General features: G+C 67.4%; 27 protein-coding genes. 12 read left to right on the forward strand and 15 right to left on the reverse strand.

Annotated elements, in window-relative coordinates; genetic code table 11:
• Positions 1–79 precede the first annotated feature (79 nt).
• The 4 genes from AVW09_RS13485 to AVW09_RS13495 form a co-directional block, all read right to left on the reverse strand.
• Positions 80–3127, reverse strand: a complete 3048-nt coding sequence (locus tag AVW09_RS13485; protein WP_063258568.1) for a type I restriction endonuclease subunit R — start codon at positions 3125–3127, stop codon at positions 80–82.
• Positions 3124–4266, reverse strand: coding sequence for a restriction endonuclease subunit S (locus AVW09_RS17350; protein ID WP_082822986.1), 1143 nt, complete (start codon positions 4264–4266; stop codon positions 3124–3126). The genes AVW09_RS13485 and AVW09_RS17350 overlap by 4 nt, the downstream gene beginning before the upstream one ends.
• Complete coding sequence (locus AVW09_RS13490; RefSeq protein WP_063258569.1) at positions 4263–5831, reverse strand: type I restriction-modification system subunit M; 1569 nt, start codon at positions 5829–5831, stop codon at positions 4263–4265. The genes AVW09_RS17350 and AVW09_RS13490 overlap by 4 nt, the downstream gene beginning before the upstream one ends.
• Positions 5832–5943: 112 nt before the next feature.
• A complete protein-coding gene (locus tag AVW09_RS13495; RefSeq protein ID WP_063258570.1) occupies positions 5944–7014 on the reverse strand; it encodes a restriction endonuclease in 1071 nt (356 codons plus the stop codon).
• Between the two features lie 184 nt (positions 7015–7198).
• Here AVW09_RS13495 and AVW09_RS13500 point away from each other — a divergent pair, with 184 nt between their 5' ends.
• Positions 7199–7756 carry a dihydrofolate reductase family protein gene (locus tag AVW09_RS13500; RefSeq protein WP_063258571.1) on the forward strand — a complete coding sequence of 186 codons (558 nt, stop codon included), beginning with the start codon at positions 7199–7201 and terminating at the stop codon, positions 7754–7756.
• 46 nt (positions 7757–7802) lie between these two features.
• Here the strand turns inward: AVW09_RS13500 and AVW09_RS13505 are convergent, their stop codons facing one another.
• Positions 7803–8258, reverse strand: a complete 456-nt coding sequence (locus AVW09_RS13505) for a VOC family protein (protein ID WP_063258572.1) — start codon at positions 8256–8258, stop codon at positions 7803–7805.
• A 97-nt stretch (positions 8259–8355) separates the two neighbouring features.
• On the opposite strand from AVW09_RS13505, the gene AVW09_RS13510 reads away from it, so the two are divergent.
• Complete coding sequence (locus AVW09_RS13510; RefSeq protein WP_063258573.1) at positions 8356–9309, forward strand: helix-turn-helix transcriptional regulator; 954 nt, start codon at positions 8356–8358, stop codon at positions 9307–9309.
• Here AVW09_RS13510 and AVW09_RS13515 read toward each other — a convergent pair.
• The 4 genes from AVW09_RS13515 to AVW09_RS13530 form a co-directional block, all read right to left on the reverse strand.
• Positions 9293–9640: a HepT-like ribonuclease domain-containing protein gene (locus AVW09_RS13515; RefSeq protein ID WP_063258574.1), complete on the reverse strand. Its 348-nt coding sequence runs from the start codon at positions 9638–9640 to the stop codon at positions 9293–9295. The two genes, AVW09_RS13510 and AVW09_RS13515, sit on opposite strands and share 17 nt — an antisense overlap.
• The gene (locus AVW09_RS13520; protein ID WP_197462645.1) at positions 9637–10080 is read right to left on the reverse strand and encodes a helix-turn-helix domain-containing protein; all 444 of its coding nucleotides are present in this window, start codon (positions 10078–10080) and stop codon (positions 9637–9639) included. The genes AVW09_RS13515 and AVW09_RS13520 overlap by 4 nt, the downstream gene beginning before the upstream one ends.
• Positions 10081–10148: 68 nt before the next feature.
• The gene (locus AVW09_RS13525) at positions 10149–10934 is read right to left on the reverse strand and encodes an SDR family oxidoreductase (protein ID WP_082822988.1); all 786 of its coding nucleotides are present in this window, start codon (positions 10932–10934) and stop codon (positions 10149–10151) included.
• An 81-nt stretch (positions 10935–11015) separates the two neighbouring features.
• Positions 11016–11546, reverse strand: a complete 531-nt coding sequence (locus tag AVW09_RS13530) for a MarR family winged helix-turn-helix transcriptional regulator (RefSeq protein WP_063258575.1) — start codon at positions 11544–11546, stop codon at positions 11016–11018.
• Between the two features lie 113 nt (positions 11547–11659).
• Between AVW09_RS13530 and AVW09_RS13535 the strand changes: the two genes are divergently transcribed.
• Positions 11660–12016 (forward strand): nuclear transport factor 2 family protein, encoded by a 357-nt coding sequence (locus AVW09_RS13535; protein ID WP_063258576.1) that lies wholly within the window; start codon positions 11660–11662, stop codon positions 12014–12016.
• A 53-nt stretch (positions 12017–12069) separates the two neighbouring features.
• Here AVW09_RS13535 and AVW09_RS13540 read toward each other — a convergent pair whose 3' ends face one another.
• Positions 12070–13146 (reverse strand): alkene reductase, encoded by a 1077-nt coding sequence (locus tag AVW09_RS13540; protein ID WP_063258577.1) that lies wholly within the window; start codon positions 13144–13146, stop codon positions 12070–12072.
• 229 nt (positions 13147–13375) lie between these two features.
• On the opposite strand from AVW09_RS13540, the gene pdxH reads away from it, so the two are divergent.
• The gene (pdxH, locus tag AVW09_RS13545) at positions 13376–14017 is read left to right on the forward strand and encodes a pyridoxamine 5'-phosphate oxidase (protein WP_063258578.1); all 642 of its coding nucleotides are present in this window, start codon (positions 13376–13378) and stop codon (positions 14015–14017) included.
• A gap of 25 nt (positions 14018–14042) precedes the next feature.
• Here the strand turns inward: pdxH and AVW09_RS13550 are convergent, their stop codons facing one another.
• Positions 14043–14666, reverse strand: a complete 624-nt coding sequence (locus tag AVW09_RS13550; RefSeq protein WP_331709266.1) for a GntR family transcriptional regulator — start codon at positions 14664–14666, stop codon at positions 14043–14045.
• Positions 14667–14846: 180 nt separating this feature from the next.
• Here AVW09_RS13550 and AVW09_RS13555 point away from each other — a divergent pair, with 180 nt between their 5' ends.
• Entirely contained in the window at positions 14847–15542 is a 696-nt protein-coding gene (locus AVW09_RS13555) for an alpha/beta fold hydrolase (RefSeq protein ID WP_063258580.1), read from the forward strand.
• A 25-nt stretch (positions 15543–15567) separates the two neighbouring features.
• Here the strand turns inward: AVW09_RS13555 and AVW09_RS13560 are convergent, their stop codons facing one another.
• Genes AVW09_RS13560 through AVW09_RS13565 form a run of 3 tightly spaced genes read right to left on the reverse strand, consistent with a single transcriptional unit; the run spans position 15568 to position 16701 of the window.
• The gene (locus tag AVW09_RS13560) at positions 15568–15933 is read right to left on the reverse strand and encodes a hypothetical protein (protein WP_063258581.1); all 366 of its coding nucleotides are present in this window, start codon (positions 15931–15933) and stop codon (positions 15568–15570) included.
• Positions 15934–15947: 14 nt separating this feature from the next.
• On the reverse strand, positions 15948–16076 hold the full coding sequence (locus tag AVW09_RS18365) for a hypothetical protein (RefSeq protein WP_269454563.1): 129 nt from the start codon (positions 16074–16076) through the stop codon (positions 15948–15950).
• Between the two features lie 28 nt (positions 16077–16104).
• On the reverse strand, positions 16105–16701 hold the full coding sequence (locus AVW09_RS13565; RefSeq protein WP_063258582.1) for a TetR/AcrR family transcriptional regulator: 597 nt from the start codon (positions 16699–16701) through the stop codon (positions 16105–16107).
• Positions 16702–16762: 61 nt separating this feature from the next.
• Between AVW09_RS13565 and AVW09_RS13570 the strand changes: the two genes are divergently transcribed.
• The 7 genes from AVW09_RS13570 to AVW09_RS13600 all read left to right on the forward strand — a co-directional run bounded on the left by AVW09_RS13570 (position 16763) and on the right by AVW09_RS13600 (position 24923).
• Entirely contained in the window at positions 16763–17380 is a 618-nt protein-coding gene (locus AVW09_RS13570) for a GNAT family N-acetyltransferase (RefSeq protein ID WP_063258583.1), read from the forward strand.
• Between the two features lie 116 nt (positions 17381–17496).
• Positions 17497–18513, forward strand: coding sequence for a LacI family DNA-binding transcriptional regulator (locus tag AVW09_RS13575; RefSeq protein WP_063258584.1), 1017 nt, complete (start codon positions 17497–17499; stop codon positions 18511–18513).
• 138 nt (positions 18514–18651) lie between these two features.
• Positions 18652–19977, forward strand: a complete 1326-nt coding sequence (locus tag AVW09_RS13580) for an ABC transporter substrate-binding protein (RefSeq protein WP_063258585.1) — start codon at positions 18652–18654, stop codon at positions 19975–19977.
• Entirely contained in the window at positions 19977–20942 is a 966-nt protein-coding gene (locus AVW09_RS13585; RefSeq protein WP_063258586.1) for a carbohydrate ABC transporter permease, read from the forward strand. Before AVW09_RS13580 ends, AVW09_RS13585 begins: the two co-directional genes overlap by 1 nt.
• Positions 20939–21826 (forward strand): carbohydrate ABC transporter permease, encoded by an 888-nt coding sequence (locus AVW09_RS13590; RefSeq protein ID WP_082822990.1) that lies wholly within the window; start codon positions 20939–20941, stop codon positions 21824–21826. Before AVW09_RS13585 ends, AVW09_RS13590 begins: the two co-directional genes overlap by 4 nt.
• Positions 21826–24057 carry an alpha-xylosidase gene (gene yicI, locus AVW09_RS13595; RefSeq protein ID WP_063258587.1) on the forward strand — a complete coding sequence of 744 codons (2232 nt, stop codon included), beginning with the start codon at positions 21826–21828 and terminating at the stop codon, positions 24055–24057. Before AVW09_RS13590 ends, yicI begins: the two co-directional genes overlap by 1 nt.
• Before the next feature lie 134 nt (positions 24058–24191).
• Positions 24192–24923 carry an MBL fold metallo-hydrolase gene (locus AVW09_RS13600; protein ID WP_063258588.1) on the forward strand — a complete coding sequence of 244 codons (732 nt, stop codon included), beginning with the start codon at positions 24192–24194 and terminating at the stop codon, positions 24921–24923.
• Positions 24924–25124: 201 nt separating this feature from the next.
• Here the strand turns inward: AVW09_RS13600 and AVW09_RS13605 are convergent, their stop codons facing one another.
• Positions 25125–26531: an HNH endonuclease gene (locus AVW09_RS13605; RefSeq protein WP_082822991.1), complete on the reverse strand. Its 1407-nt coding sequence runs from the start codon at positions 26529–26531 to the stop codon at positions 25125–25127.
• Positions 26532–26681 lie beyond the last annotated feature (150 nt).

The raw sequence follows: 26681 nt of genomic DNA on the forward strand, positions 1-26681 counted from the left end.
GGGGGGGCAGTATCGGGACGATCGCGCGCTCGCCGAGCTCGTGGGGGAGTTGTCGATGAACAACCCGGAAGGGTTACGCCTACGGACTCGCCGGATCCCCGGCGGCGAGGCCGAAGAAGCGCTCGAAGAACGCGCCGAGCTTGCGGATGACCCGCTGCTTTTTCTCGCCATGGCCTCCGTCTACGGCGAAACGCGAGACCGGCGGCAAGACTCTCGTGATCGCGGTGCCGCTGGTTCGGATCTGGCCATCGCGGAACGCGGTCTCGACGAAAGCTCTGGTCTCGTCAGGCTTGAGGCTTTCGTCGCGGATGATCGCCTGCAGCTCAGCCTCGCGCTTCGCGGCGATGAAGGCGCGCCATTCCTGGTCGACCTCACCCCTCGCTGAAAGAGAGTCGACGAAGTCCTCGACGAGGTCCTTCTTGTTTCGGAGGGAGGGGCTGGCATCAAGGGCCCGGGTGATCTCCGCGCGCATTTCCTTGTCGTCACCGTCGCCGCGCTCATCTCGATACTTCTCGACGAGCATGAGGATGTAGTCGACGTTGATCTCCACCTGCTTGATCAGCTCGATCTCGAAGACTACGTCGTCGATGATCTGTTCCTTGTCGGCTTCTTGGTTCTTGCGGAACTCGGCGTACAGGTCGAGATAGACGCTGCGATAGTCCTGGCCCTGCCGCGGGCTCAGGAGCGCGGAGTCTTCGAACTCGTCGAACGAGGTGAGGATGTTCTGTAGGCGCAGGATCGAACCGAAGAGCGCGATGAAATCCTTCTGCGCGGCTTCGCCCACGATCGGCTGTCCCAGCGGGAAGGTGTTCAGCAGTTCCGTCACCTTATCCGCATAGTCGTTGTAGTACTCGGTGTATGGCTTCAGGAGCACTACTCCGCGAGCATCCTTGTTCCCGAAGAGGGCGATGGCGTCGTTGGTCTCTTTTTCGAGATTACGAAAACTGATGATGTTGCCGTAGGTCTTTACGGAGTTAAGGATGCGATTCGTGCGCGAGTAAGCCTGGATCAGCCCGTGTGCACGCAGGTTCTTGTCGACGAAAAGCGTGTTCAACGTGGTCGCGTCGAAGCCCGTGAGGAACATGTTCACGACGATGACTAGGTCGATCTCTCGATTCTTGAGCCTGAGCGAGAGGTCTTTGTAGTAGTTCTGAAACCGGTCGGCGGAGGTGTCGAACGACGTGCCGAACATGCCGTTGTAGTCCCCGATCGCGTCTCCGAGGAACGACCGATCGTCCATGAACAAGGCGCCGGTGTCAAAACCCTCTTCGTCAAGAGCGCCGTCTTCGACGGCGTCGTTCGCTCCGTAGGAGTAGATGAGGCCGACCTTCAACCGCCGATCCGGCGGGAGCCCTTCTTGCTCGATCTGGAAGTGGTTGTAGTAGACCCGGGCCGCCTCGATTGACGCTGTCGCGAACAGCGCGTTGAAGCCCCGCACGCGGCGCTCGCCGAGTCTGTAGTGCTCGGCGCGCTTGGTCTTCTGATCGAAGTGCGCCAGCGTATACCTCACGACGTCGGTGATGCGGCGCGAGTCGAGCAGGACGCTCTCTTTGTCGATCGCGGGCACCTGGCTGTCGTCAGGGTCGCCGACCTTGATCGTGTTTACGTAGTCGATCCGAAACGGCAACACGTTCTTGTCGGTGATCGCGTCGACGATGGTGTACGTGTGCAGCTTCTCCCCGAACGCCTGCTCGGTGGTCTTAAGCTGCGGGTTCCCGCCGCTCACGGCGTTTGCGGAGAAGATCGGGGTGCCGGTGAAGCCGAACAGGTTATAGCGTGCGAAGGCTTTCGCGATCGCGGTATGCATGTCGCCGAACTGCGACCGGTGGCACTCGTCGAAGATGATCACGACGTGCCCGTCGTAGATCGCGTGTCCCTTGTTGGCAGCGATGAATGTCGTAAGCTTCTGGATCGTCGTGATGATGATTCGTGCGTTCGGGTCTTCCAGTTGCTTCTTCAGGACCGCCGTCGAGGTATTGGAGTTCGCCGCGCCCTTCTCAAAACGGTCGTACTCGCGCATCGTCTGATAGTCGAGATCCTTGCGGTCGACGACGAACAGCACTTTGTCGACGCTCGGAAGCTTCGATGCGAGCTGCGCCGACTTGAAAGAGGTGAGGGTCTTGCCCGACCCAGTGGTGTGCCAGACATACCCACCCGCGGCGACGGTACCGAGGCGCTTGTAGTTCGTCGCGATGTCGATCCGTTGCAGGATTCGCTCGGTCGCGACAATCTGGTACGGACGCATCACCAGCAGCATCCGGTCGGCGGTCAACACGCAGTACTTCGTCAGGATGTTGAGCAGCGAGTGCTTTGCGAAGAACGTCCGCGCGAACGCCGTCAACTCTTGAATCGGCTTGTTCTGCGCATCCGCCCACCACGACGTGAACTCGAAGGAATTCGACGTCTTCCGTACTCGCTTCGAGCCCCCCGCCTCGCTCAAGTGCTGGCGGCGCGTGGTGTTTGAGTAGTACTTCGTGAGCGTGCCATTGCTGACGACGAACAACTGCACATACTCGAACAGCCCGGATCCCGCCCAGAAGCTGTCGCGCTGGTAGCGGTCGATCTGGTTGAACGCTTCTCGGATGTCGACGCCGCGCCGTTTGAGTTCGATATGTACCATCGGCAGCCCGTTCACCAGCACGGTCACGTCGTAGCGATTCGATTGGGTGGCCCCACCATCGGCTTGGCCGATCGCGTACTGATTGATCACCTGAAGCCGGTTGTTGTGGACGTTCTGCTTGTCGATCAGCAGCACGTTCTTCATCGACCCGTTGTCGCGCTTGAGCAGCTGGACGTGGTCCTCCTGGATGCGGACGGTCTTCTCCACGATGCCATCGTTCGCACCCGCGATCCGCTCGGAAAAGAACACACTCCACTCCGCATCCGAAAACCTGATCGCGTTGAGAGCTTCGAGTTGCGTACGGAGGTTGGCAATGAGTTGCGTCTCGGACGTAATGGCCAGGTACTCGTACGCCTGAGATTGCAGCAGCCGGATCAAATCGCGCTCGAGCTCCGCCTCCGATTGGTAGGACACCGAGGCCGCCGGGTCGGGGATGTACTCGGCGACGACAGTACTTTCCGACGAGACAGCGATCGGATCGTACGTCCGTGGGACCGCGTCGCTCATGCTGGTGCCTCCTCAAAGGTCAGCAGCTTGTCACGGTAGTACTCGTACTGCCTGCGGCGAGCGGCAAGTTCAGCAGGGAGCCCCACGCTGGGGTCATTCACAAGCGCATCGAACTTATCTAGGGTAGCAACAATACAACGCTGCTCATCCAACGAAGGAAGCGCGACTGGGTAATGAAGAAACATTGGACGCCGCAAAGAAGTCACGGAAGCATGAACGGAAGTACGTTCGAGGTAACGCGAGAAATCAGCAAGAAGGTAATGATAGATAAATCTCGCGTCAACTCGCGCATGAGGGACTATACGATATGCGCGCTGGTGGAGCGCATATTTCCCTCGAGCAAAATGGAATACTCTCCCGACCCCGACCCCATCGCCGGCGGTAATGATTGCGTCTTCCTCGAAATCAAAGGTGTCAAGCTTGAGCGGCTCTCGCCCCCGAGCGTAGAAAATAAACCGACCGTCGTCCTGAGCATCCTGGGTGTCATGGCTACCCGTACCGATCGTGGCTATGTCCCCGAGAAGCGCGGTTTCTGCGCGGTCTCGTTCAAGAATCAATGCGCCGCGATAGTGCTCAAATTGACGGCGTCGCATTTTTAGCTCCGCTTCCAGCTCCACTTCCAGCTGAGTGAACTGGTCCAATATTCGCACGATCTTCCGTTGCGCCTCGATGGTCGGGACTGGGATCCGATAACTCATGATCGCCGCCTTGTCGCCCCGCGGCATCTTGGCCCCCTTCGACTTCTGCATGTTGTAGGCGAAGAAGCGATCAGAGGAAAGAAGGTAATAGAGAAAGGTGGGATCCAGCAGCTCGCGATGCTGCCGCCTAACGCGAACTGCGAGAACGTCGCCGCTGCAGCCGCCGGAGTTTGTTGCTAGCCAAACCTTTTTCAGGTACGGCCGAATGTTGCCGAGGAGAATGTCGCCTGGCTCGTATGCGGTCAGTCGCGCCGTGTTCGGAGGATAGGTTGCGTCCAGGCGTCCTCGCTTGTTCGGGAGGAGGTTGTCCACACCAACAAAGTTCTTCCGGTCAAGATCCGCCGCGTCGACGCGCGTGGGCGAATACTCGGCCACCTCCGACAGGTCGACGTAACGCGCACCCGGAGCGCCATCTGCGATCGGCTCATCGATGCGGCTCACTCGGCACCCTCCAAATCCGCAACGATCGCATCGATCGCGGTGCGGAGCTCGGCTTGGCGAGCGACGATCCGGGCGATCTCGGCGTTCAGTGCCCTGATATCGACAGTCTCGCGGGTGTCCTTTGCCTCGACGTAGGAGGAGACGGCGATGTTGTACTCGTTCCTGGCGATTTCGGCGTTTGGCACGAGCTTGGCGACGTGGTCGACGCTGGCGCGCGCGGTGAAGGTGTCGAGGATATGCCGCTGGTGGGCGTCCGTCAGCTTGTTCTTGTTGCCGACGCGAGTAAGCTCGGCAGAGGCATCGATGAAAAGTACCGCGTTGTCGGTCTTCGACTTCTTTAGCACAATTATGCAGGTGGCAATCGTGGTGCCGAAGAACAGGTCGGGAGGAAGCTGGATCACGGCGTCGACGTAGTTGTTGTCGATGAGGTACTTCCGGATCTTCGCTTCCGCGCCCCCGCGGTAGAGCACGCCGGGGAACTCGACGATCGCCGCCGTTCCGTTGACCGCCAGCCACGACAGGATATGCATCGTGAACGCCAGGTCGGCCTTCGACCTCGGTGCGAGCACGCCCGCAGGTGCGAAGCGCGGGTCGTTGATGAGAAGCGGGTTCGCGTCGCCGTCCCATTTGATCGAGTACGGGGGATTGGAGACGATCGCCTCGAACGGTTCGTCGTCCCAGTGGGCTGGGTCGAGGAGGGTGTCCCCGTGCGCCAGGTTGAACTTCTCGTAGTTAACGTCGTGCAGGAACATGTTGATCCGCGCGAGGTTGTACGTGGTCAGGTTGATCTCCTGCCCGTAGAAGCCCTGACGAACGTTGTCCTTGCCGAGCACCTTCGCGAACTTGAGAAGCAGCGATCCTGATCCGACGGCGGGGTCGTAGACCTTGTTCACCTGCGTCTTGCCAACCACGGTGATCCTCGCGAGGAGCTCCGACACTTCCTGCGGCGTGTAGTACTCGCCACCGGACTTGCCGGCGCTGGAGGCGTACATCTGCATGAGGTACTCGTACGCGTCGCCGAACAGGTCGATGGAGTTGTCCTCGAAGTTACCCAGTGGCAGGTCGCCGATCGCGTCGAGCAGCTTCACGAGCTTCTCGTTGCGCTTCGCAACCGTGTTCCCCAGCTTCGAGCTATTCACATCGAGGTCGTCGAACAGGCCCTTGAGGTCGTCTTCGGCATCCGTACCCAGCGCCGAGCCCTCGATGTTCTTGAAGACGCGGGCCAGGGTCTCGTTGAGGTTCGCGTCGGCGGCCGCGCGAGTGTGAACGTTTCGGAACAGCTCGGACGGAAGGATGTAGAAGCCCTTCTCGACAACGGTCTCTCTGCGTCCGAGTTCCGCCTGCGAGTCGGGGAGGCGGGCGTAGTCGAAGCTCGAGTCCCCGGCGTCTCGTTCGCTGGCGTTGATGTACGCAGTGAGGTTCTCCGAGATGAATCGGTAGAACAGCATGCCGAGCACGTAGGACTTGAAATCCCACCCGTCGACAGAGCCCCGCAGGTCGTTTGCAATACGCCAGATCGTCTTGTGAAGCTCCGCGCGCTGCGCTTCTTTCGTAGTGGGCGTCATCGACTCGTGTTTCTCCTCGTGCGAGACCGGGCGCGATCGCTCCCGGTCGGGGCCTCAATGTAGTCTCACCCGCCGACACGATCGGGAAATGCGTCTAGGGCGGGCCGCGAGCTCAGGCGGTCGTGCTCTCGTCGATCACCCAGGAACGACGGAGCGGGATGATCGCTCTGATCGCCTCAGGCATCACGTCGTAGTGCTTCAGCAGGCGGTCGATCACCTCTTCGGCATCCCAGACGGCAACCCGAAGACGTTGGGCATCTACCTTGGCCTGTGCGGGTCCCGTGAGACCGCCCATCGCCACCAGAAGACCGTGGTCTGCCTGATGCTGGCCCACTACCCCGCCGAGCTGATCGAGAACCTCGGACCCGACACGGCTGGTCTGCGACTTCACCTGCACGATGATCGTCGGGGCCGAGATGCCGAGGACCCCTGATCCGGCGATGATGTCGATGCCGCCGTCCGCTCCCTTGGGTGGAACCTTGCAAGTCATCCCTTCCGCTCGCAGGATCTCGGCGACGAGATCCTGCAGTGCATGCCCTGCGAAATTCTCCCTGATCAGGGTGAGGATTCGGTCCCGCGAGTAGCGGATGATGTCCTGCCCGTCACTCGCAATCGCTTCGTCCGTATCGACCACGTCGTCGGCCGTCTTCGACATCACGAGGGGGACGCCCGCTCGCGCGCCAGGGTCAGTTTCTGCCCCCTGGAGCACCCTTCCGAGTCGGTACGCGGCGTCGTTTCGGCTGATTTGCACGACCGTGCTGAAGGCGCCCAGGGAGTAGAGAAGATCCTGACTGATGGCTGTTCGTGCCACGTCGGGACGTTTCCAGTCGACGGCCCGGACATGGTTCAGCACGCCCGTACCAGGAAGGTATCGATAAGGCCCCGTCACCACGCCGAATGCGAGACGCCCGACATTCTTGAGCGGAAGAACGACGATGTCGCCGATCGACATGCGATTCGCGAAGGCGTTGAGCTGTGCCGCGTAGTTGCCGACAGCTTTCTCGTTCTTGTCTGGCATCGTCGGGGAGAGCAGGGCCCGCATTTCTGGCAGGTCTGTAGCCACAGACAGGTCGCCGACCTCACTGAAATCGACTGCGGTGTAGCCGTTCTCGAGCATCCAGCTGTCGTACGCGTAGTTCTTCGACCCGCGAACAAGCCAGGCCCTCGGCTCCGTCGTCCCCATTGCTCGAGCTTATCTTTCGAGGCCACCGCTCATTCGCGCCGGTGGGTCGCGCCGCCGCCGCACGAACTCGGTGGCCGACCGCACGTCATCCCGCCACCTCATCCCTGGCGAGATGGCGGGTGTCCACCCGACGCGAGCCCCCACTAGCCTGACCCCACCCCCGCCCCGATCAAAGGAGACAGCCGTGACCCAACCGCTCCGCTACGCCATCAACGTCTCCCTAGACGGCTGCGTCCACCATGAGGCGGGCCTGCCGCCGGACGCCGAGTCGATGGCGTTCTGGACCGACGAGCTGCGCCGCTCCGACACGCTCCTCTATGGGCGCGTCACGTACGAGCTGATGCAGGGCGCGTGGCGGCGACCGGCGTCGGGACAGTGGCCGGACTGGATGGACCCCAGCGAGGTTGCGTTCGCGGAGGTGATGGATCCGATGCGGAGGGTCGTGGCATCCACGACCCTCGACGCCGTGGACTGGAACGCCGAACTCCTCCACGGGGATCTCGTCGACGCGGTGCGGCGGCTCAAGGGGCAGCCGGGGCGGGGGATCTCGCTCGGGGGTGTGCGGCTGCCGGTGGCGCTCGCTGCGACGGGGCTCATCGACGAGTACACGTTCGTCGTGCATCCGGTGATTGCCGGTCGCGGGCCGCGGTTGCTCGACGGCGTGGAGCTGACGCTCGAGCTGATCGAGCGGCGGGAGTTCCGTTCGGGAGTCACGGTGCAGCGGTACCGGCCGACGTCGTAGGGAAGGGCCCCACGCGACCTGATCGCGTGAGGCCCTGCCTACCGTGTCAGTCCGCGGCGACCGACACACTCCACGTCACGCCGAACCGGTCGGTCAGCATCCCGAACCCGGCGCTCCACGCCGACGCCGCGAGGGGCTCGACGATCGTGGCATCCACCGCCAGGGCATCCCAGTAGCCCCGCAGCTCGTCGAGCGTGGGCGAACTGATCGAGACGAACAGCGCCTGCTCGGTGATCGTCGTGTTGTTCTCGCGGCGGGTGGAACCGCCGGCGGCGATGCCGCCCTCGGTCTGGCCGGGGATGTCGTACCCCATGAGGCGGAACCCGTTCTCGGCGGCGACGAGGCCGAACACGACCTTGTCGGCGCCGGGGATCTCGGCCGGCATCCCGAAATCGGCGTACGTGTTGATGACGGAGTGCCCGCCGAAGACGGACTGGTAGAACTCCAGCGCCGCACGCGCGTCGCCGCGGAAGTTCAGGTGAGGGGTGGTCTGCACGGACATGTCTGCTCCTTGGGTCTCGGGCCGGATCGGCTCGTGCCACGACCCTCGCAGCCGTATAGGGCGGTTTCTGTCCTAGACCGGAAATACCCTGGATGCCATGACCACGACATCGCGGCTGCTCACCCTGCTGTCGCTGTTGCAGACGCGGCGCGACTGGCCGGGGTCGCTGCTCGCCTCGCGGCTCGGCATCACCGACCGCACGGTGCGTCGCGACATCGATCGCCTGCGCGAGATGGGGTACCGCATCGAGGCCACGATGGGTCCGGACGGCGGGTACCGTCTCGACTCCGGCGCCGAGCTGCCCCCGCTGCTCTTCGACGACGACCAGGCGCTCGCCGTGGCGGTTGCGCTGCGCACCGCCCCGGCTCTCGGCGCGAGCATCGGCGAGGCCGCGATCCGCGCGCTCGCGACGATGCGGCAGGTCATGCCCTCACGCCTGCGGCACCGCCTGGACACCCTCGACGTCACGACGGTCGCGCGGCCGGGGGAGGTGGCATCCACCGACATCTCTCTCGACGTGCTCGTGACGCTCGCGCAGGCGATCCGCGACCGGGTGACGCTGCGTTTCGACTACGGAGACGCGCTGCGGCGGGCGGAGCCGCACCACCTCGCCGTCTCGGACGGCCGGTGGTACCTCGTCGCGTGGGATCTCGACCGCGACGACTGGCGCATCTTCCGGGTCGATGGCATCCATCCGCGCATCCCGCACGGTGCCCCCTTCACCCCGCGCACGGTGCCCGGCGGCGATGTCGATGCGTTCGTCTCGGCCCGGTTCAAGGGAGCGGATGCCAACGCCTGGCCGTGCCGCGGGACGGTTCTGCTGCACCTTCCGGCGCGTGACATACGGCCCTTCGCCGGCGATGGGACGGTCACCGCGGTGGATGAGCGCAGCTGCACGCTGGAGGCGGGGTCGTGGTCGTGGGGAGCGCTCGCCGCGTCGTTCGGGCGGTTCGAGACGGAGGTGGAGGTCGTAGGGCCGCCGGAATTGGCGGAGGCATTCGGGGTGGTGGCGGGGCGATATGCGCGGGCTGGGGCTACAGCCCGGGGATGACCACGTCGGCGAGGTAGGCGCGCAACAGCGGAACGTCGACGGTCAGCGTCCGCCAGACGCGGTTCGGGTCGAGGTCGTCGTACTGGTGGGCGGCGAAGTTCCGCATGTCGATGATCTGTCGCCACGGCTGCTCGGCGAAGCGTTCGCGGACCGGAACGGGAATCTTCGCCACGCCCTCGCCGATACGGATCAGCCCCATCTCCGCCGCCCACTGCGCCTGAACGTCCGCGAGGAAGGAGTCCTTGCCGCCAGCCACGATCTGCGCGATCACCTCGCACACCGCGATGACCCGGGTCGCGGCATCCTGAGCCTTCTGCGCCTCCGCGTTCACACCGGCACCGCTTCGCGCAGGATGCGGTCGCGAAGATCCCCCCGAAGGGTGTCGGATGCCACGACGTCGACGTCTGCGTGGAGGAGATCCGCGAGTGCGAGGCGCAGGCCGATCTCATCGAGCAGACCGGCTTCGGGTGTGAAGTCGACGAGGAGATCGACGTCGGAGGACTCGGTGGCCTCGTCGCGCGCCACGGATCCGAAGACGCGCGGGTCGGCGGCGTGGTACTCCACGACGATACGACGGACTTCGTCGCGGTGGCGGAAGAGCCGGTCGCGGAGGTTGCCCGCGAGCGCTCGCCGGATGCGTTCGAGAACTTCGGGGCTCGGTTGACGACGGCCGTTCTCGTACGCCGAGATGTTCGGCTGCGGCACTTGCGCGGCGCGGGCGAGTGCGGCCTGACTCAGGCCGGCCGCTCGTCGTTCCGCCCGGATGTCCATATGGACAGGATATCGCCGGGGGTTATCGGGGGCGATATGGCTGTGGCATCCGGTCCGTCCTGCGTTGATCAGGCCGTGCGGATCGTGCCCCCGTCGATCACCATCTCGGTGCCGACGATCCCCGACGCGCGGTCGGACACGAGGAAGCCGACGAGGTCTGCGACCTCGTGCACCTCGGCGAACCGCCCGAGGGGGACTCCGCCGAGCGAGTCCATGACGCGCTGGAGCGCGGCATCCATGCTGATCCCGTTGGCTTCGGCGATCCGCTCGTAGAAGCCCTGGCTGCCTTCGGTGCGGATGCCTCCGGGGCTGATCGCGTTCACTCGGACGCCTTTCGGTGCGAGCTCCGTCGCGAGCCCCTTGCTGTAGGTGCGGAGCGCAGCCTTGGCCGCCGCGTACGGCAGGGTCGACTCCCACTGCGGCACCTGGCGCTGGATCGACGTGAAGTGCAGCACCACGCCCGAGCCTTTCTCGACCATGTGGGGGATGAGCGCGCGATCCAGGCGCACGGCACCCAGGAAGTTCAGCTGCAGCTCGGCGATCCACTGCTCCTCGGGGACGGCCGCGAAGCCGCCCGCCGGAGTAGAGGAGCCGCCCACCACGTGCACGAGGATGTCGACGCCGCCGGCGTTCTGCATCTCCGCGGCGACGCGGTCGGTGCCTTCCTTGGTGGAGGTGTCGGCGGCGATGAATCGGTCGGGATAGGCGTAGCCCTCGGGCATCGAGCGGGCCGACACCCACACGTCGGCGCCCAGTTCGCGCAGGCGCTCGGCGACAGCGTGTCCCGTCCCCCTCGTTCCTCCGCTGACCAGTGTGCGGCGGCCGTCCAGGCGGTCGCGATCCGTGTTCGGCATGCGTATCTCTTCCCTCGTTCGAATACTGTCCTGCAGGACGGTAGCACGAATGCTGTCCTGTGGGACATGAACGTCCGAAGTTCAGGAATCGAGAGGGCGTAGGCCTCGCTCTCGCATCCGCTCGCTGGAGGCGATGGCATCCTTCACGAATCTCGACGTCAGGGCGGTGTAGGCGTGGACGTCCTCCGCCGACCACCCGTCGAGGACCTCGGCGATCATCCGGTCACCGAGCGCATACACGCCGTGTGCCGCGACTTCTCCGGCCGGGGTGAGGGCGATGAGCGTCGCCCGCCCATCGGAGGGGTCGGTCGCCCGCTCCACCCACCCGTCGGCTTCGAGCTTCCGGACGATCTTGCTGACGTACGACGCGCCCGTTCCCAGCGCATCGGCGAGAGCGGACGGGCGCATCGGGCCCCAGGCCAGCAGGTGGCTGAGCGTGGCGTGGGCCGGCTGATCGATGGCCTCGCCGCTGCTGGCGAGGATCTCACCCTGGAATCGGGGGGAGTCCCACAGCAGGATCAGCGCGCTGAGGTTGGCCAGCAGCTCGGACCGGTACGGGAAATCGCTCGCGCGCCGCGGGCGCGACGCGTCGTGGTCTGCAGCAGTGCTCATTCCCCGATCGTATCGAGCGCCTGCTGTCGGACAGGACATCATCGGGAATATGTCCTGGAGGACAGGAGTTGATGTTACTGTCCCGCAAGACAGTTTCATCGAGAGGAAACATCATGAGTACCACGCTGCAAGAGACCGAGCTTCCCGCCGCCGCCCAGGGCTTCGTGGACGGATGGCAGGGAGGGGATGCCGACAAGGTCGCCGCCCTGTTCACCGCCGACGCCGTCGTCTCCGACCAGGGCGAGACCTTCCGCGGTCTCGACGAGATCCGCGGCTGGATCGACGGGTCCATTCATCTCTTCACGACCACGCTGACGTTCCTCGGGGCGCGGGAGGTCGACGGGATGGTCGGGGCGTCGTACCGTCTCGAGGGCGACTTCCCCGGCGGCGTGGCGGAGCTGGAGTACCAGTTCCACCTCTCCGAGGACGGGACGATCGAGCGGCTCGACTTCGCCCCGTCGGCGGTCTGAACAGGAAAGGGACCCGCGCGAACGGATCGCGCGGGGCCCTTGGCATCCCGTCCTCAGTCCTGGAGGAACGGGTAGTCCGTGTATCCGCGCTCGTCGGGGCCGTAGACCGACGCCTGGTCGACCTCGTTCTCGTCGGCGCCGCGCTGCCAGCGGGTGACGAGGTCTGGGTTGGCGATCGCGGGGCGTCCGACGGCGACCAGGTCGGCGATGCCGTCGTCGATTGCCTGCACGGCCTCGTCGCGGGTCGTGACGCGCGAGAAGCCCGTGTTCACGATGAACGTGCCGCCGAAGGCGCGGCGGAGGTCCTGGATCAGCTCGCTCGCCGGGTCGTGGTGCAGCACGCTGAGGTACGCCAGACCCAGGGGCGCGAGTCCGGCGATGAGCGCCTCGTACGTCGCGCGGGTCTCGGCGTCGTCCTTCTCCCAGACGTCCTGGATGTTGTGGGCGGGGGAGATCCGGATGCCGACACGGCCGGCGCCGATCTCGGCGGCCACGGCCTGCGCGACCTCGATGACGAAACGAGCGCGAGCTTCGGGCGACCCGCCGTAGCCGTCGGTGCGCTGGTTCGACGCGGGGGAGAGGAACTCATGCAGCAGGTAGCCGTTCGCCGAGTGGAGCTCGACGCCGTCGATTCCGGCATCCACGGCTCGGCGGGCGGCGGCGACGAACTCGTCGCGGACGGTCGCGAGCTCTGCGGTCTCGAGCGCGTGCGGCACGGGGAAGGCGACCTTCGAGCCGTCGGCGAGGCGGGTCTCACCCTCGATCGCGATCGCCGAGGGCGCGACGATGCGATCGGTGCCGGTGATGCCGGTGTGCGAGACGCGCCCGCCGTTCATGAGCTGCATGAAGACCGCTCCGCCCTCGGCGTGCACGGCATCCGCCACCTTCGCCCACCCGGCCGCCTGCGCGTCGGTGACGATGCCGGGCTGGCCCGGGTACGCCTTCGACTCGGCGCTCGGGAACACGCCCTCGGTCACCAGCAGACCGATGCCCGCGCGCTGCGCGTAGTACGTCGCGATGAGGTGTCCGGGAACGCCGTCGGCGCTCGCGCGCAGGCGGGTCATCGGGGCGAGCGAAACGCGGTTGCGGACGTCGACGGCGCCGACGGTGGTGGGGCTGAACAGGCTCACGCGGGTGTCCTTTCGTGGGGGAACAGGGCCGGGTGTGGCCAACACGTTTCGCTGGGCGGGTATTCCGCGTGCGCCCGCCCGCGGCGCTGACGCGTGAAGAGGGGAGGAGATGGGGCGAGCGGAGGACGGATGCCACGGGGTTCGTCCTCCGCTCGGTGGAAATCCTCCCCTCGTCCCGCTGCCCGGGCCGTACGATGGTGCCTCCCGAGCCCCACCGGAGGACCGCGCGATGACCGAGAACCCCCTCGCCCACCGGCTCGACTACACGCTCGCCGAGCTCGACGACAGCACCGTCACTGCCTCGCCGATCGCGCTGTTCCAGCGGTGGCTGGCCGACGCCGCCGATCTGCCCGAGCCGAACGCGATGGTCGTTTCGACGGTGGATGCCGCCGGCGCGCCGACCTCGCGCACCGTGCTGCTACGCGGGATCGACGACGACGGCGCGCTGTGGTTCTTCACGAACCGCGAGTCGCGGAAGGGGCGCGCGCTCGCCGGGAATCCGGCGGTGTCGGTGCTGTTCCCCTGGTACGCGCTGCAGCGTCAGGTCATCGTCCTGGGTCGCGCGGAGCCGCTGCCGGCCGAGCGCGACGACGCGTACTTCGCCTCGCGTCCGCGCGGTTCGCAATTGTCGGCCTGGGCGAGCCACCAGTCGGAGACCGTGGCATCCCGAGCCGCTCTCGAGGAGCAGATGGCGGCGGTTTCGGCCCGATTCGGCGACGACCAGCCCGTGCCGCGGCCGCCGCACTGGGGCGGCTACCGGATCGAGCCGCGCGAGATCGAGTTCTGGCAGGGCCGTCCGTCGCGGCTGCACGACCGGATCGTGTTCACGCGCGACGGCGACGGGTGGGCGGCGGTGCGCCGGCAGCCGTAATCCGCCGTTCGGCCTTCCGCTGAGATCAGCCGGGGACGCCGTCCTCGACCACCAGGGTGTGCCACGTGTCGAACGTCAGGTTCGATGCGCCGGCCGTGTCGCCGGCGGCGAGGAGGGCGATCAGTCGTTCGTGACGCTCGAGCGACTCGCGGCCGTGCTCGATGAAGCGCGCGCGTTCGGCGCGACGCACGACCGGACCGAACTGGTCGAGCACGGACTGAATCGCAGTGTTGCCGAGCGCCGCCACCGGGATGCGATGGAAAGCCTCATCGGCATCCATCGCCGCCGGAATGTCGCCGGCGTCGAGAGCGGCGGCGAAACGCTGATTGGCCTCCCGCATCCGCTCGATGTCGGTCTCGTCGACCGCGGCGCCCTGGACGGCGAGCAGATGCATCGCCGCGACGACGTCACGCGCGTCGCGCACGGCCTTCGCGTCGATCGTGCTGACGGTCGTCGAGCGACCGGGCTTCGCGACCACCAGTCCGGACGCGCCCAGACGCAGCAGGGCCTCCCGCACCGGCGTGCGGCTGACGCCCAACCATTCCGCGAGTTCGGCGTCGCGTAACTGCTCGCCGGGCTCGAACGTCCCGTCGACGATGGCGTCCCGCAGCCGCCGGAAAACGTCGTCGCGGAGGAGCGAGCGGTCCACGCCCGGAACCTGTTGAGGAATCGGCATGCAATATATTGCGACGGCCTCGGGGCGGGAAGCAAATCGGGGGCGGCGCTGGTTAGCCTCATTGGATATGCAATATATTGCGTATCTCTGACGTTGCACACGGCGTCGACACCGACCCCGGCTCCGCGAGAGTCGCACCAGAAAGGCAGAACCATGACCGAGCAGAACATCACCAACGTCGTCCTCGTCCACGGCGCATTCGCTGACGGATCCGGCTGGCGGCGCGTCTACGACCTGCTGACCGCGCGCGGCTTCCGCGTGTCGATCGTGCAGAACCCGCTCACCTCGCTCGAGGCCGACGTCGCCGCGACCACGCGCATCCTCGACAAGCAGGACGGACCCGCGATCCTCGTCGGTCACTCGTGGGGCGGAACCGTCATTACCGAGGCCGGTGTTCACCCCCACGTCGCGGGACTCGTCTACGTCTCGGCGATCGCGCCCGACGCGGGTGAGTCGTCGGGTCAGCAGTACGAGGGCTTCGGGCCGACCCCCGAGTTCGTCATCGACGTCGCCGACGACGGCTTCGGCTTCCTCAACCGCGACGCATTCCACGCCGGATTCGCCGCCGACCTGAGTGAAGAGGACGCCGCGTTCCTGGCCGACAGCCAGGTGCCGGTGGCCATGTCGGTCTTCGGCGAGGCCGTGACGAACGCCGCGTGGCGCAACAAGCCCAGCTGGGCCGTCATCGCCACCGAGGACAAGGCCTTCGACCAGGCGATGCTGCAGCACATGGCCAGCCGCATCGGGGCCGAGATCACGAACGTTCCCGGCAGCCACGCGCTGTTCATCTCTCAGGCCGAGACCGTCGCCGACGTGATCGCCAAGGCCGCGCAGAACGCCGCTCGCTGACGCATCCCGGAGGGCGTGTGCCGCGTCAGATCCGCGGCACCGCCCCACCCGCGAGCCACGCGCGCAGCGCGTCGAGGCGTGGTTCGTCGAGGCCCACGACATCGATCGTCTTCACGCCGCCGATGCCATCGGCATCCTTCCGTCCCGACCGGCGGGCGAGTCCGTCGGGCATCCGGTGCGCGGTGAAGTCGAGCGTCGAGTCGACGACCACGACCTCGTCACCCGCGGGCAGATCGCGTGCGCGCTGGATCAGTGCCTGCACCTTCCAGTGCTCCCACAGCACGTTCGGTCCCACGTCGACGGGGTCGATGGTCGGGGCCGCCTGCAGCTCGGTGGCATCCGGGAATCGCACCGTGTCGGCGAGACCGAGGTTCTCCGCGAGCTCGCGCAAGGCGTCGGGATCGGTCAGGCGGCGGGTGTGCCAGACGATGTCGGCACCCGCGGCGGGTTCATCGCGGCGTAGTCGCGGTCCGGCGAGTCGATCTCGACGAGCAGCACCCCATCGACGCCGAGGAGGATCGTGTGACGGCTCATCCCCGCAGTCTGCCAGGAGTGCCCGATGTCACCTCGTCCGCGCGACGCCCGCGGCGAACCCGCGCACCACGGCGGCGAGCCCCTCGTCGTCCCGGGTCGCGAGCCACCATGCCGTGATGCCCTCGGCCGACGCGTGGATGCCATCGGCCACACGGTCCACGTCGACCTCGGCATCGGAGTGGGTCGCCGCCCACTCCGCCACATGCGCACGGATGCGGGCGCGGGTGAACTCCGTCTCCTCGCGGGTGGCGTCGACCAGCTGAGGAGAGAGGCGCGCGGTGGTCGTCAGGGCGACGAGGCACTCGGCGTACCGCGGGTCCTCGCGGAGCGAGTCGGCGAAGGCCGAGAGGGCGGTGGCGACGGCATCCTCGATCCCGTCACCGGTCATCGGTGATCGCCAGGTCACGTCGATGGCCGCCCCCGTCTCGCGCAGCAGGAGGGCCTTGACCAACTCGACCTTCGAGCCGAACGCGTACGACACCAGTCGATGGGCGACCCCGGCTCGGTCGGCCACGGCTCGAAGGGAGAGGGCTTCGGGACCGCTCTCGCGGAGGACGTCCGCGGCGGCGTCGAGCAGAGCGTCGCGTCGGTCCTCTCGCGCGAGGTAGGGGCGCGGGGAACTCACAGCCGTCTCCGAGACATGTCCTCCATCCTAGTTTTATCCACTCGGACCAAAGGAGAGGAACATGACCTCGCTGACGATCGCCCCCGCCGTCGCCGACGACCTCGACGAGGCGGCCGTCGTGCTCGCCGAGGCGTTCCGGCTCGACCCGGTCCTGCGGGCGGTCGTGCCCGAGGGACGCGACCGCGACCACCGGCTGCGCGAGCTGTTCCGCGTGACCCTCGCGGCGGGCCCCTTCCCGACCGGCGCGGTCGATCTCGCGCGCGACGACACCGGGCGCATCGTGGGCGTCGCCGCGTGGGAGGGGCCGGCCGGGGTGCGGGGGGAGACGCGTCGCTACGTCCGTCACCTTCCGACCCTCCTCCGCGCGCTCGGGCTGTCGGGCTTGCGACGCGCGGCCCGGATTTCGGCGGCGAGTCAGGTGTATCGGCCCCGCCAGCCGCACTGGTACCTGGCCGAGATCGGCGTCTCATCGCGGGCGCGGGGACTCGGGGTCGGAGCGCGACTGCTCACGACTCGACTCGATGCGCTCGACCGCATGCGGCTGCCCGCGTATCTCGAATCCTCGACTCCGGTGAACCGGCGGCTCTACGCGCGTCTGGGATTCACCGAACTCGGCGCGATCCCGGGCATCGACGGCGCCGAGCCGGTGGCGATGCTGCGACTGCCGCGAGCGGACTGACGCCCCCCTTTTGTTGCCCGCGCCAACTTACCTCTTGCGCTCGTGCGCGGGGTGGTTTAGCTTTGCCGTCGAAGCGCTTCCCGGAAGCGCATCGACAAAGCTACGAAGGAGTCGCGATGGCCAAGATCGACGAGGTCGCCCGTGCCGCGGGCGTGTCGATCAGCACGGTCTCCTACGCGCTGAGCGGCAAGCGCCCGGTGTCGGCCGAGACGCGCCGCCGCATCCAGGCCGCGGTCCACGACCTCGGGTACAGCCCCAACGCCGGTGCCCGCATGCTCGCCGGCAGCCAGACCAACATCTTCGCGCTGTCCGAGCCGCTCCGCGCCGACAGCCACGCGCCGAGCCACATGGCCTTCATGCACGCGATGACCGTCGCTGCGCGCCGCAAGGACTACGACATGCTCCTCCTCACCGACGAAGACGCGTCGGCGGGTATGAAGCGCGTCGCGGCGAGCGGACTCGTGGATGCCATCCTCGTGCTGGACGTCGCCCCCGACGACCCGCGCGTCGAGATCGCGCGCTCCAGCGGCATGCCGACGCTGTTCGTCGGCATCCCGAACGACCACGACGACCTCGTGTGCGTCGACCTCGACTTCGAGCGCGCGGCCATCGACGCGGTCGATCGGCTCGCCGACGCCGGGCATCGCGAGATCGGGCTCATCGGCGGGTCGCGGCGCGCGTACGAGAAGTCGAACTTCCCGCCCCGCGTCCGGACGGCCGTCACGGACCGCGCCACCGAGCGCGGGATGACCGCGCGGGCCGTGGCATCCGGTGAGGTCGTCACCGACCGCGCGCACGTGCGCGCCTCGGTGCGCGAGTTCGTCGCCGCGGGCGTCACCGGAATCGTCCTGCACGCCCCGGAAGAGGTGCTGCAGGTCGTGCTCGTCGAGCTCGCGGCGCTCGGCAAGAGCGTCCCGGGCGACGTGTCGATCGTGTCGGTCGGCAGCAGCTTCGACACCGACGCGCTGCCGACGCCCGTCGACTCCATCCCGCTCGTACCGCAGAGTTCGTGCGAGCTCGCGGTCGACCTCGCCATCGAGCTGATCGCCGGTCGGCCCGTGGCATCCGGTCTCCATCTCATTCCACCGACCTACCTGGACCGCGGCTCCGTCGCCGCGGCCCCTTCCGCCTGACCCACCCAACTCCACAGCCCGCGCTGTTCGCCCGTTATCGAAGCGCTTCGACGACTTCCGATAGCGGGCAGACAGAGCATCCGCCCCCGCTAGCGGACACCCACGAACCAGCGGATCACAGTGAAAGGAGTGCCAACGATGGCACGCACGAACGCACAACGACGCGCGACCCGAGCCCTCGCGGCGATCGGCTCGGTCGCCGTCGCCGCCCTCGCCCTCTCCGCCTGCAGCGGCGGCGGAGGCGGAGACGCCGGCTCCACCGACGGCGCGGGCAAGACCCTCACGCTCTGGCACTACGAAGGTGCCGACAGCGCGATGGCCAAGGCCTGGAACGCCGCCATCCCGATCTTCGAGGAGAAGACGGGCGCGAAGGTGAAGGTCGAGGAGAAGTCCTTCGAGCAGATCCAGAAGACCGCGAGCCAGGTGCTCGACACCGACGCCGCGCCCGACCTCCTCGAGTTCAACAAGGGCAACGCGACCGCCGGCTTCCTCGCCAGTACGGGACTGATCGCCGACATCAGCGACGCCGTCAAGGAACACGGATGGGATGCCAAGCTCGCCCCGTCGCTGCAGACCACCGCGAAGTACACCTCCGACGGTGTCATGGGCGGCTACACCTGGTACGGCGTGCCGAACTACGGCGAATTCGTCGGCGTCTACTACAACCTCGACGCGTTCAAGGCCGCGGGTCTCGAGGTGCCGAAGACCTATGACGAGTTCGTGAAGGTGCTCGACGCATTCGTCGCGAAGGGCATCACGCCCCTCGCCGAGGCCGGTGCCGAGTACCCGCTCGGACAGCTCTGGTACCAGCTCGCGCTGACCAAGGCCGACCGCTCGTGGGTCGACGACTACCAGCTGTACAAGAACCCGGTCGACTGGAACGGCACCGAGGTGAAGTACGCGTCACAGACCCTCAAGGACTACGTCGACAAGGGCTACATCGCCAAGGACGTCTCGTCGGTCAAGGCCGAGGACGCCGGCGTCTCGTTCATCAACGGCACCTCGCCGATCTTCGTCTCCGGCTCGTGGTGGTACGGCCGCTTCGCGACCGACGCGAAATTCGACTGGACGCTCTCGGCCTTCCCCGGCTCGAAGCTGTCGCTCGGATCGTCCGGCAACCTCTGGGTGGTGCCCGAGCGCTCGAAGCAGAAGGACCTCGCGTACCAGTTCATCGACATCACGATGAGCCCCGAGATCCAGGCGATCATCGGCAACAGCGGCGGCGTTCCCGTCGCGGCGAACACCGCCGACATCACGGATGCCAAGAGCAAGGAGCTCATCGACACGTTCAACGGCATCCTCGAGGACGACGGGCTGTCGTTCTACCCCGACTGGCCCGCGCCCGGCTTCTACGACGTGCTCGTCCAGGAGCTGCAGGGTCTGGTGACCGGTAGCCAGGATGCCGCGACCACCGACACCAACCTCGGCAAGAAGTACGACGAAGGCACGGCGGACTTCCGCTGATGGCTCTCCTCACGCGACCGGCTGCTCGGGTGGCACTCCCGCCCGAGCAGCCGGCCATCCCCCAACGCAGCGGCGGCACCGCCGGGTACTGGCTTTACCTGCTGCCCGGCTTCGTGCTGCTGCTGGTGATCGTGGTCGTGCCGCTCGTGTGGAACGTGTTCCTCACCTTCACGAAGTGGCGCGGCGTCGGCGACCCCGAGTTCATCGGCCTCGACAACTGGGCGAAGCTCCTCGCCGACGAGGACTTCTGGACCTCCTTCACCAACTCGGTGTGGATGGTGCTCGCGATGGTCGTCGTGCCCACCGTCATCGGGCTCGCCGTCGCGGCGCTCCTCTTCGACGTCGTGGGCCGCAAGTTCGGTGGCAAGGTCGGCAGCTTCCTCCGGGCGACCTACTACCTGCCGCAGATCCTCCCCGTCGCGGTGGCCGGCATCGTCATCGGCTGGATCGTCCGGCCCGGCGACACCGGTGCGTTGAACCAGATCCTGGGCGGGCTCGGCATCCCGTCGTACGACTGGCTCGGACAGATGCCCTCGGCCCTCATCGTGCTCATGGTCGTGCTCGTGTGGGTGCAGATCGGATACCCGGTCGTCGTCTTCATGGCCGCGCTGCAGCGGGTCGACCCCGAGCTGTACGAGGCCGCCGAACTCGACGGGGCGAACTGGTTCCAGCGGTTCACCGCGATCACCGTGAGCATCGTCCGGCCCGAGATCTTCGTCGTGACCCTCACCTGCACTATCGCGGCGCTGAAGGTCTTCGGCCCGGTGTACGTCATCACGCAGGGCGGGCCCGCGGGCTCGACCATCGTCCCGGCGTACTACGCCTACCTCGAGTTCTTCACGAAGCGGAACGTCGGCTACGGCGCGACCATCGCCACGGTGCTGACGATCCTCGTCGTCGTCGTGTCGATCGTGTTCATCCGTGTGCAGACCTCGCTCGAACGCAAGGAAAGGGCCGGACTGTGACCGCCACTTCCGTCATCACCACCGGACGCCCGCCGCGCCGGGGCGCCCGGGGCGGCATGACCCGCCGTCGCCCCGTCGACTGGCTGCTGCTCGCGCTCGTCGTCGTCGGCGCGCTGCTCGTGCTCGCGCCGTTCTACCTCGTGCTCGTGAACTCGTTCAAGTCGCCGGTGGACTACGCCACGTCGGGGCCGCTCGCTCTGCCGCAGCAGCTCGACTTCGCCGGGATCATCGACTTCTGGAACCGCGTCGACTTCCCCCGCAAGGTCGGCAACTCGATCCTCATCTCGGGCGTCGTCGCGCTGCTCGCGGTGCTGATCTCGGTGCTGAACGCCTTCGCGATCGGCATCGGGCGGGTGCGCGGACGCACCGGGATCGTGCTGCTGTTCCTGCTGGCGAACCTGCTGCCGCAGGAAGCGCTGCTGTACCCGCTGTACTACATGTTCAAGTCCGTCGGTCTGTACGACAACGTGCTGTCGGTCGTCATCGTGTTCACGGTGATCCAGGCGGCGTTCGGCACGTACCTGCTGTCGTCGGTCTACGGCACGTTCCCGCGCGAGATCCTCGAGGCCGCCGCGATCGACGGCGCGACGCGGTGGCAGATCCTGTGGCGCGTCGTCTTCCCCATCAGCCGCCCGACCCTGTCGGTGCTCGTCATCTTCTTCTTCATCTGGACGTGGAACGAGTTCCTGATCCCCCTGACGTTCCTGGCATCCAATGACAACCAGACCGTGCCCGTGGCCATCAGCGTGCTGCAGGGCGACCGACTGATGGATGTCACCACGATCAGCGCCTCGGCGCTTCTGGGGATCATCCCGACGCTGATCTTCTTCCTCATCTTCCAGCGCACGCTGACACGCGGCATCACGGCAGGAGCAGTCAAGTAATGAAGTTCACCGATGGTTTCTGGCTCATGCGGCCGGGCGTCACCGTCGACTACGCCGCCGAGGCGTACGACATCGAGCGGACCGACACCCCCGACGGGCCGGGACTGGTCGTGCACGCGCCGACGAAGGTCATCGCCAAGCGCGGCGACGTGCTCAACCGCAGCGTCCTCACCGTGACGCTGTCGTCGCCGCTCGACGGCGTCGTCCGTGTGCGGATCGTGCACCACGACGGCGCACGGCGGTCCGCGGGCTTCGCGCTGCCGGGGGCGGTCGTGGGGGGCGGGTCGGCCTCGGCCGGCGTCGAGGGCGGCACGCTCACCGCCGGGCGGCTGACCGCCCGCGTGACGCCGGGGGCGCCGTGGGACCTGTCGTTCGAGGTCGACGGGGCGCGGGTCACGGGCAGCGGCTTCCGGTCGCTCGGCCGGGTGAGCCTCGCGGACGGTGCGGACGTGGAGAGCGGCGTGATCTCGAACGCCGGGGCGGACACGGGCGTGCCGTTCTCGCGGCACTTCGTGCACGAGCAGCTCGACCTCGGCGTCGGCGAGACGATCTACGGTCTCGGTGAACGCTTCGGACCCGTCGTGAAGAACGGTCAGACCGTCGACATCTGGAACGCCGACGGCGGAACGTCGAGCGAGCAGGCCTACAAGAGCGTGCCGTTCTACGTGTCGTCGGGCGGGTACGGCGTGTTGGTGAACGACCCCGGACACGTGTCGTTCGAGATCGGGTCGGAGAACGTCGAGCGCGTGCAGTTCTCCGTCTCGGGCGAGGCGCTGGAGTACTTCGTCATCGCCGGGCCCACCCCGAAGGACGTGCTGGAGCGGTACACGGCCCTCACCGGACGGCCGCCGGTCGTGCCGGCCTGGTCCTTCGGCACGTGGCTCACGACGTCGTTCACGACCGACTACGACGAAGCGACGGTGAACTCGTTCATCGACGGCATGGCCGAGCGCGACCTGCCCCTGTCGGTGTTCCACTTCGACTGCTTCTGGATGCGCGAGTTCAACTGGACCGACTTCACGTGGGACGAGCGGGTGTTCCCGGATCCGGATGCCATGCTGCAGCGCCTCCACGACCGCGGCCTGCACGTCTCGGTGTGGATCAACCCGTACATCGCGCAGCGTTCGCCGCTGTTCGCCGAGGGGGTCGCGAACGGCTACTTCGTGCGACGTCCGGACGGCACGCCGTGGCAGTGGGACCTGTGGGTGCCCGGCATGGCGCTCGTCGATTTCACCAACCCGGATGCCGTGCGCTGGTACCAGTCGTACCTGCGGCGCCTCATCGCGCAGGGCGTGGACTGCTTCAAGACCGACTTCGGCGAGCGGATCCCGACGGACGTCGTGTACTTCGACGGGACCGACCCCGAGCGTATGCACAACCTGTACGCGCAGCTCTACAACGCGGCCGTGCACGAGGTGCTGGTGGAGGAGCGGGGCGTCGGGGAAGCCGTGCTCTTCGCCCGATCGGCGACGGCGGGCGGGCAGACGATGCCCGTGCATTGGGGCGGCGACAACTCCTCGACGTTCGCGTCGATGGCCGAGACGCTGCGCGGCGGCCTGTCGCTCGCGTGGAGCGGGTTCTCGTTCTGGAGTCACGACATCGGCGGGTTCGAGGGCACGCCCGACCCGGCCGTGTTCAAGCGCTGGGTCGCATACGGGATGCTGTCGTCGCACAGCCGTTTCCACGGGTCGGACTCCTACCGGGTGCCGTGGGCGTTCGACGACGAAGCCGTCGACGTGACGCGGCAGTTCTCGCGCCTGAAGCTGCGGCTCATGCCGTATCTGTACGCGGCGGCGCGGGCGGCTGCTTCCACGGGCGCTCCGATGATGCGGCCGATGGCGCTGGAGTTCCCCGAGGATCCCACGACGCTGCACCTCGACCGGCAGTACATGCTCGGCCCCGATCTGCTCGTGGCGCCGGTGTTCTCGGCATCCGGTGAGGTGACGTTTTACCTGCCGGCCGGCGAGTGGACGCACCTGCTCACGGGGGAGCGGGTCGTGGGGGGCGGCTGGCGGCGCGAGACGCACGGCTTCGACTCGCTGCCGCTGTACGTGCGGCCCGGCACCGTGCTGCCGTGGGGCGCGCGCGACGACCGGCCCGACTACGACTACTTCGACGGACTCACGCTGCGCGTGTTCCCGGGGGGCTCGGGCATCGCGGACGTCACGGTCACGGCTCCCGACGGCCGGGCGGAGACGTTCCGCGTCGACCGCGCGGAGGTGACGGAGTAGGGGGGCGACCCGGGCGGGGGCCGCGGGGGGAGGAGATTCCGGGAGCGGAGGATGGATGCCGCGGCAGTCGTCCTCCCCTCCCCGTTTCTCCTCCGCTCGGCGAGATGGCGTCGCGGGGTTCGTAGGCTGGGCGCATGCCCGCCCTTCGCGAGGTCGCGCCCGGGGTGCTCGTCGCGACCAGTCGTGTCATGCAGATGAACACGACGGTGGTCGTCGACTCCGGTCGCGTGCTGCTCATCGATCCGGGATGGATGCCGGACGAGCTCGACGCACTCGCCGTGACGCTGCGCGAGCGCGGGCTGACCGTTGCCGAGGGGTTCGCGACTCACGCGCATCACGATCATCTGCTGTGGCATCCCTGGTTCGGGGAGGTACCGCGGTGGGCCTCGGCGCGGACGGCCGAGCTCGCTGTCGTCGAACGCGAGGCCCTGGTGTCTGCGCTCGGGCCGGAGCTTCCCGCCGAGCTGGTCGAACTGATGGGGCGGGTGGATGCCGGCTCCCCGACGTTCGACGTCGAACTCGTCGTGCACGACGGTCACGCTCCGGGGCACACGGCGGTCTGGCTGCCGGGGCCGCGGGTGCTGGTCGCCGGGGACATGCTGAGCGATGTCGAGTTGCCGTTGCCGTTCGACCCGGACGACGTTCCGGCGTACGAGCGCGCGCTCGAGATCTTGGAACCGTATGCGCGGGCCGCTCGGGTGGTGATACCGGGGCACGGCAACGTCGGCACGGACCCGTTCGCGCGGTGGGAGGCCGACCGTCGGTACATCGCCGACGTGCGACGGACGGGAGAGTCGGACGATCCACGGCGAGCGAACGCCGGCATGGAGGAGGAGTACGCGCGCCTGCGGGAGCTGCTGGCGTAGATGAGGCACGGGCGTCCCGCCTGTTCGTTGGTTTCGGTTCTGGAAGCGAGCCGACGCCCGCGCGCACCCACGCGGCAGCCGGACCGCCGGACCCACGGGGCGCGAAACCGCGCCCGTATGCTCGTGCACTCGCGCCCGCATGCTCGCGCACTCGCGCGCCCGCGCACTCGCGCAGCCGCGCAGCCGCGCCGACCGACGGCCTCAGAACGGCGCTGGTTCGCGGTCATGGCCGGTCGGGGGTGCCGGGTTGGTCGGGGGTGCCGGGTCGGTCGGGGGTGGCGGGTCAGCCGCGGGTGGTGGTTCGGCGGTGGGGTGGTCGGGCAGGAATCGGACTGCTGGTGAGTAGGGCAGGGGTTCGTCGATGTAGACGCGTCCTGTCGGGGAGGTCCATTCGAGTACCCCGCCGGGGCGTTGGTGGACGTTCCAGCGGGTGAATTGTTTCTGAGTGTGGTGTCTTTGGCACAGGTGGGCGAGGTTGGTGACGGTGGTGGGGCCGCCGAGAGCGTGGTCGTGGGTGTGGTCGACTTCGCAGCGCACGGCCGGGGCGACGCAGCCGGGCCACCGGCAGTGGCGGTCGCGGGCACGGAGGTGCCGATCGATCGCGGCGGTCCGCTGATACGTGTCGGTGCGGAGCACTTCCCCGGTGACGGGGTGGGTGATGACGCGGTCCCAGGGGACGGGGGTGGCCTCGGCCAGAGCGCGGGCCGTGGGAGCGTCGATGGGTCCGTGACCGACGAGGTGCGCAGGGTCGGAGTTCTCGGCCCCCGGGCGGAGCATCGTCAACGCCGGGACCACGACCTGCACCCGCGCGCGGATCGCGCCGAGAGTGCCCGGGCCGTCGTCGCGACGGGTGGGGTCGGCATCGGGCGCTGCGGTCAGCAGCAGGTCGGCGAGGATGTCCGCGCGCACCTGGTCGGCCGTGCGGGCGTCGGTGGCGCCGCGCGCGGCGTCTCGCCGCTGGTCGATGATCGCGGCGCTTTGCTGCACGAGCCGGTCGTAGATCCCCACCGCCAGCACCGTGGGAAGCGTCGCGATCAGGTCGGACATCCCGTCCTCCCCCGCCACCACCCGCACGCACCGGGTCACCCGTCCCCGCTGGTGCCGCTCCGCCAGGGTGGTGGGCTGCAGAGACTCCGCCAACGCCAGAAGACGGGCCTTCAACCGCCCCGGGCTCAGCCCGTCGGCGGTAGCGACGGCGAGCACATCGAACTCCCCCCTCCGCTCCTGCGGCAGGGGGAAACCGGCATCCACGATCACCCGCACATGCGCCCGGGTGAGCGCCCCCGCCTCCCACGCGTCCAGGGTCACGGGGAAGTCGTCGGTGAGGGTCATCGCCCGACCGATCTGCGCCTGCACCGACCGATCCGACAGGGCGGAGGCCGCCGCGATCTCGGACGCGACCTCCCGCAGCGCCAGCTCCGCCGCTTTCGCCGACGCCCGCACCCCTACCGATGCGTCGAGGGCGAGGTGTCCTGCGCGGGCCAGCGCCCGCACCCGCCGGGCTTCGGCGGAGGCGAGTTCGGCATCCACTCCCCGCACCTCGACCAGCACCGACGACAGGGACGAAGCCCCCTCATCGGGTGGTGTCGGAACCGGATCGAAAGACATGCATGCATGCTAGCGACGGCCTCCGACATCGAACCCGCCCCACCCACCCCGATGGGGATAGATCAGCCACACGGCGCGCTGGGGAGGAGGGGTGCCGCGCCTCCGAGCCCGAACAAATCACCTACTCGTCAGGTGTTTCCCCGCCGAGAA

This window comes from Microbacterium sp. T32, assembly GCF_001619615.1.
Classification (GTDB): Bacteria; Actinomycetota; Actinomycetes; order Actinomycetales; family Microbacteriaceae; genus Microbacterium.

What these genes read in the sequence shown, in the direction of transcription:
- AVW09_RS13485 (WP_063258568.1), bottom strand. Translation starts at nt 3,127, where the DNA reads ATGAGCGACGCGGTCCCACGGACGTACGATCCGATCGCTGTCTCGTCG.
- AVW09_RS13490 (WP_063258569.1), bottom strand. Translation starts at nt 5,831, where the DNA reads ATGACGCCCACTACGAAAGAAGCGCAGCGCGCGGAGCTTCACAAGACG.
- AVW09_RS13495 (WP_063258570.1), bottom strand. Translation starts at nt 7,014, where the DNA reads ATGGGGACGACGGAGCCGAGGGCCTGGCTTGTTCGCGGGTCGAAGAAC.
- AVW09_RS13505 (WP_063258572.1), bottom strand. Translation starts at nt 8,258, where the DNA reads ATGTCCGTGCAGACCACCCCTCACCTGAACTTCCGCGGCGACGCGCGT.
- AVW09_RS13510 (WP_063258573.1), top strand. Translation starts at nt 8,356, where the DNA reads ATGACCACGACATCGCGGCTGCTCACCCTGCTGTCGCTGTTGCAGACG.
- AVW09_RS13520 (WP_197462645.1), bottom strand. Translation starts at nt 10,080, where the DNA reads ATGGACATCCGGGCGGAACGACGAGCGGCCGGCCTGAGTCAGGCCGCA.
- AVW09_RS13525 (WP_082822988.1), bottom strand. Translation starts at nt 10,934, where the DNA reads ATGCCGAACACGGATCGCGACCGCCTGGACGGCCGCCGCACACTGGTC.
- AVW09_RS13530 (WP_063258575.1), bottom strand. Translation starts at nt 11,546, where the DNA reads ATGAGCACTGCTGCAGACCACGACGCGTCGCGCCCGCGGCGCGCGAGC.
- AVW09_RS13535 (WP_063258576.1), top strand. Translation starts at nt 11,660, where the DNA reads ATGAGTACCACGCTGCAAGAGACCGAGCTTCCCGCCGCCGCCCAGGGC.
- pdxH (WP_063258578.1), top strand. Translation starts at nt 13,376, where the DNA reads ATGACCGAGAACCCCCTCGCCCACCGGCTCGACTACACGCTCGCCGAG.
- AVW09_RS13555 (WP_063258580.1), top strand. Translation starts at nt 14,847, where the DNA reads ATGACCGAGCAGAACATCACCAACGTCGTCCTCGTCCACGGCGCATTC.
- AVW09_RS18365 (WP_269454563.1), bottom strand. Translation starts at nt 16,076, where the DNA reads ATGAGCCGTCACACGATCCTCCTCGGCGTCGATGGGGTGCTGCTCGTC.
- AVW09_RS13570 (WP_063258583.1), top strand. Translation starts at nt 16,763, where the DNA reads ATGACCTCGCTGACGATCGCCCCCGCCGTCGCCGACGACCTCGACGAG.
- AVW09_RS13575 (WP_063258584.1), top strand. Translation starts at nt 17,497, where the DNA reads ATGGCCAAGATCGACGAGGTCGCCCGTGCCGCGGGCGTGTCGATCAGC.
- AVW09_RS13580 (WP_063258585.1), top strand. Translation starts at nt 18,652, where the DNA reads ATGGCACGCACGAACGCACAACGACGCGCGACCCGAGCCCTCGCGGCG.
- AVW09_RS13585 (WP_063258586.1), top strand. Translation starts at nt 19,977, where the DNA reads ATGGCTCTCCTCACGCGACCGGCTGCTCGGGTGGCACTCCCGCCCGAG.
- yicI (WP_063258587.1), top strand. Translation starts at nt 21,826, where the DNA reads ATGAAGTTCACCGATGGTTTCTGGCTCATGCGGCCGGGCGTCACCGTC.
- AVW09_RS13600 (WP_063258588.1), top strand. Translation starts at nt 24,192, where the DNA reads ATGCCCGCCCTTCGCGAGGTCGCGCCCGGGGTGCTCGTCGCGACCAGT.
- AVW09_RS13605 (WP_082822991.1), bottom strand. Translation starts at nt 26,531, where the DNA reads ATGTCTTTCGATCCGGTTCCGACACCACCCGATGAGGGGGCTTCGTCC.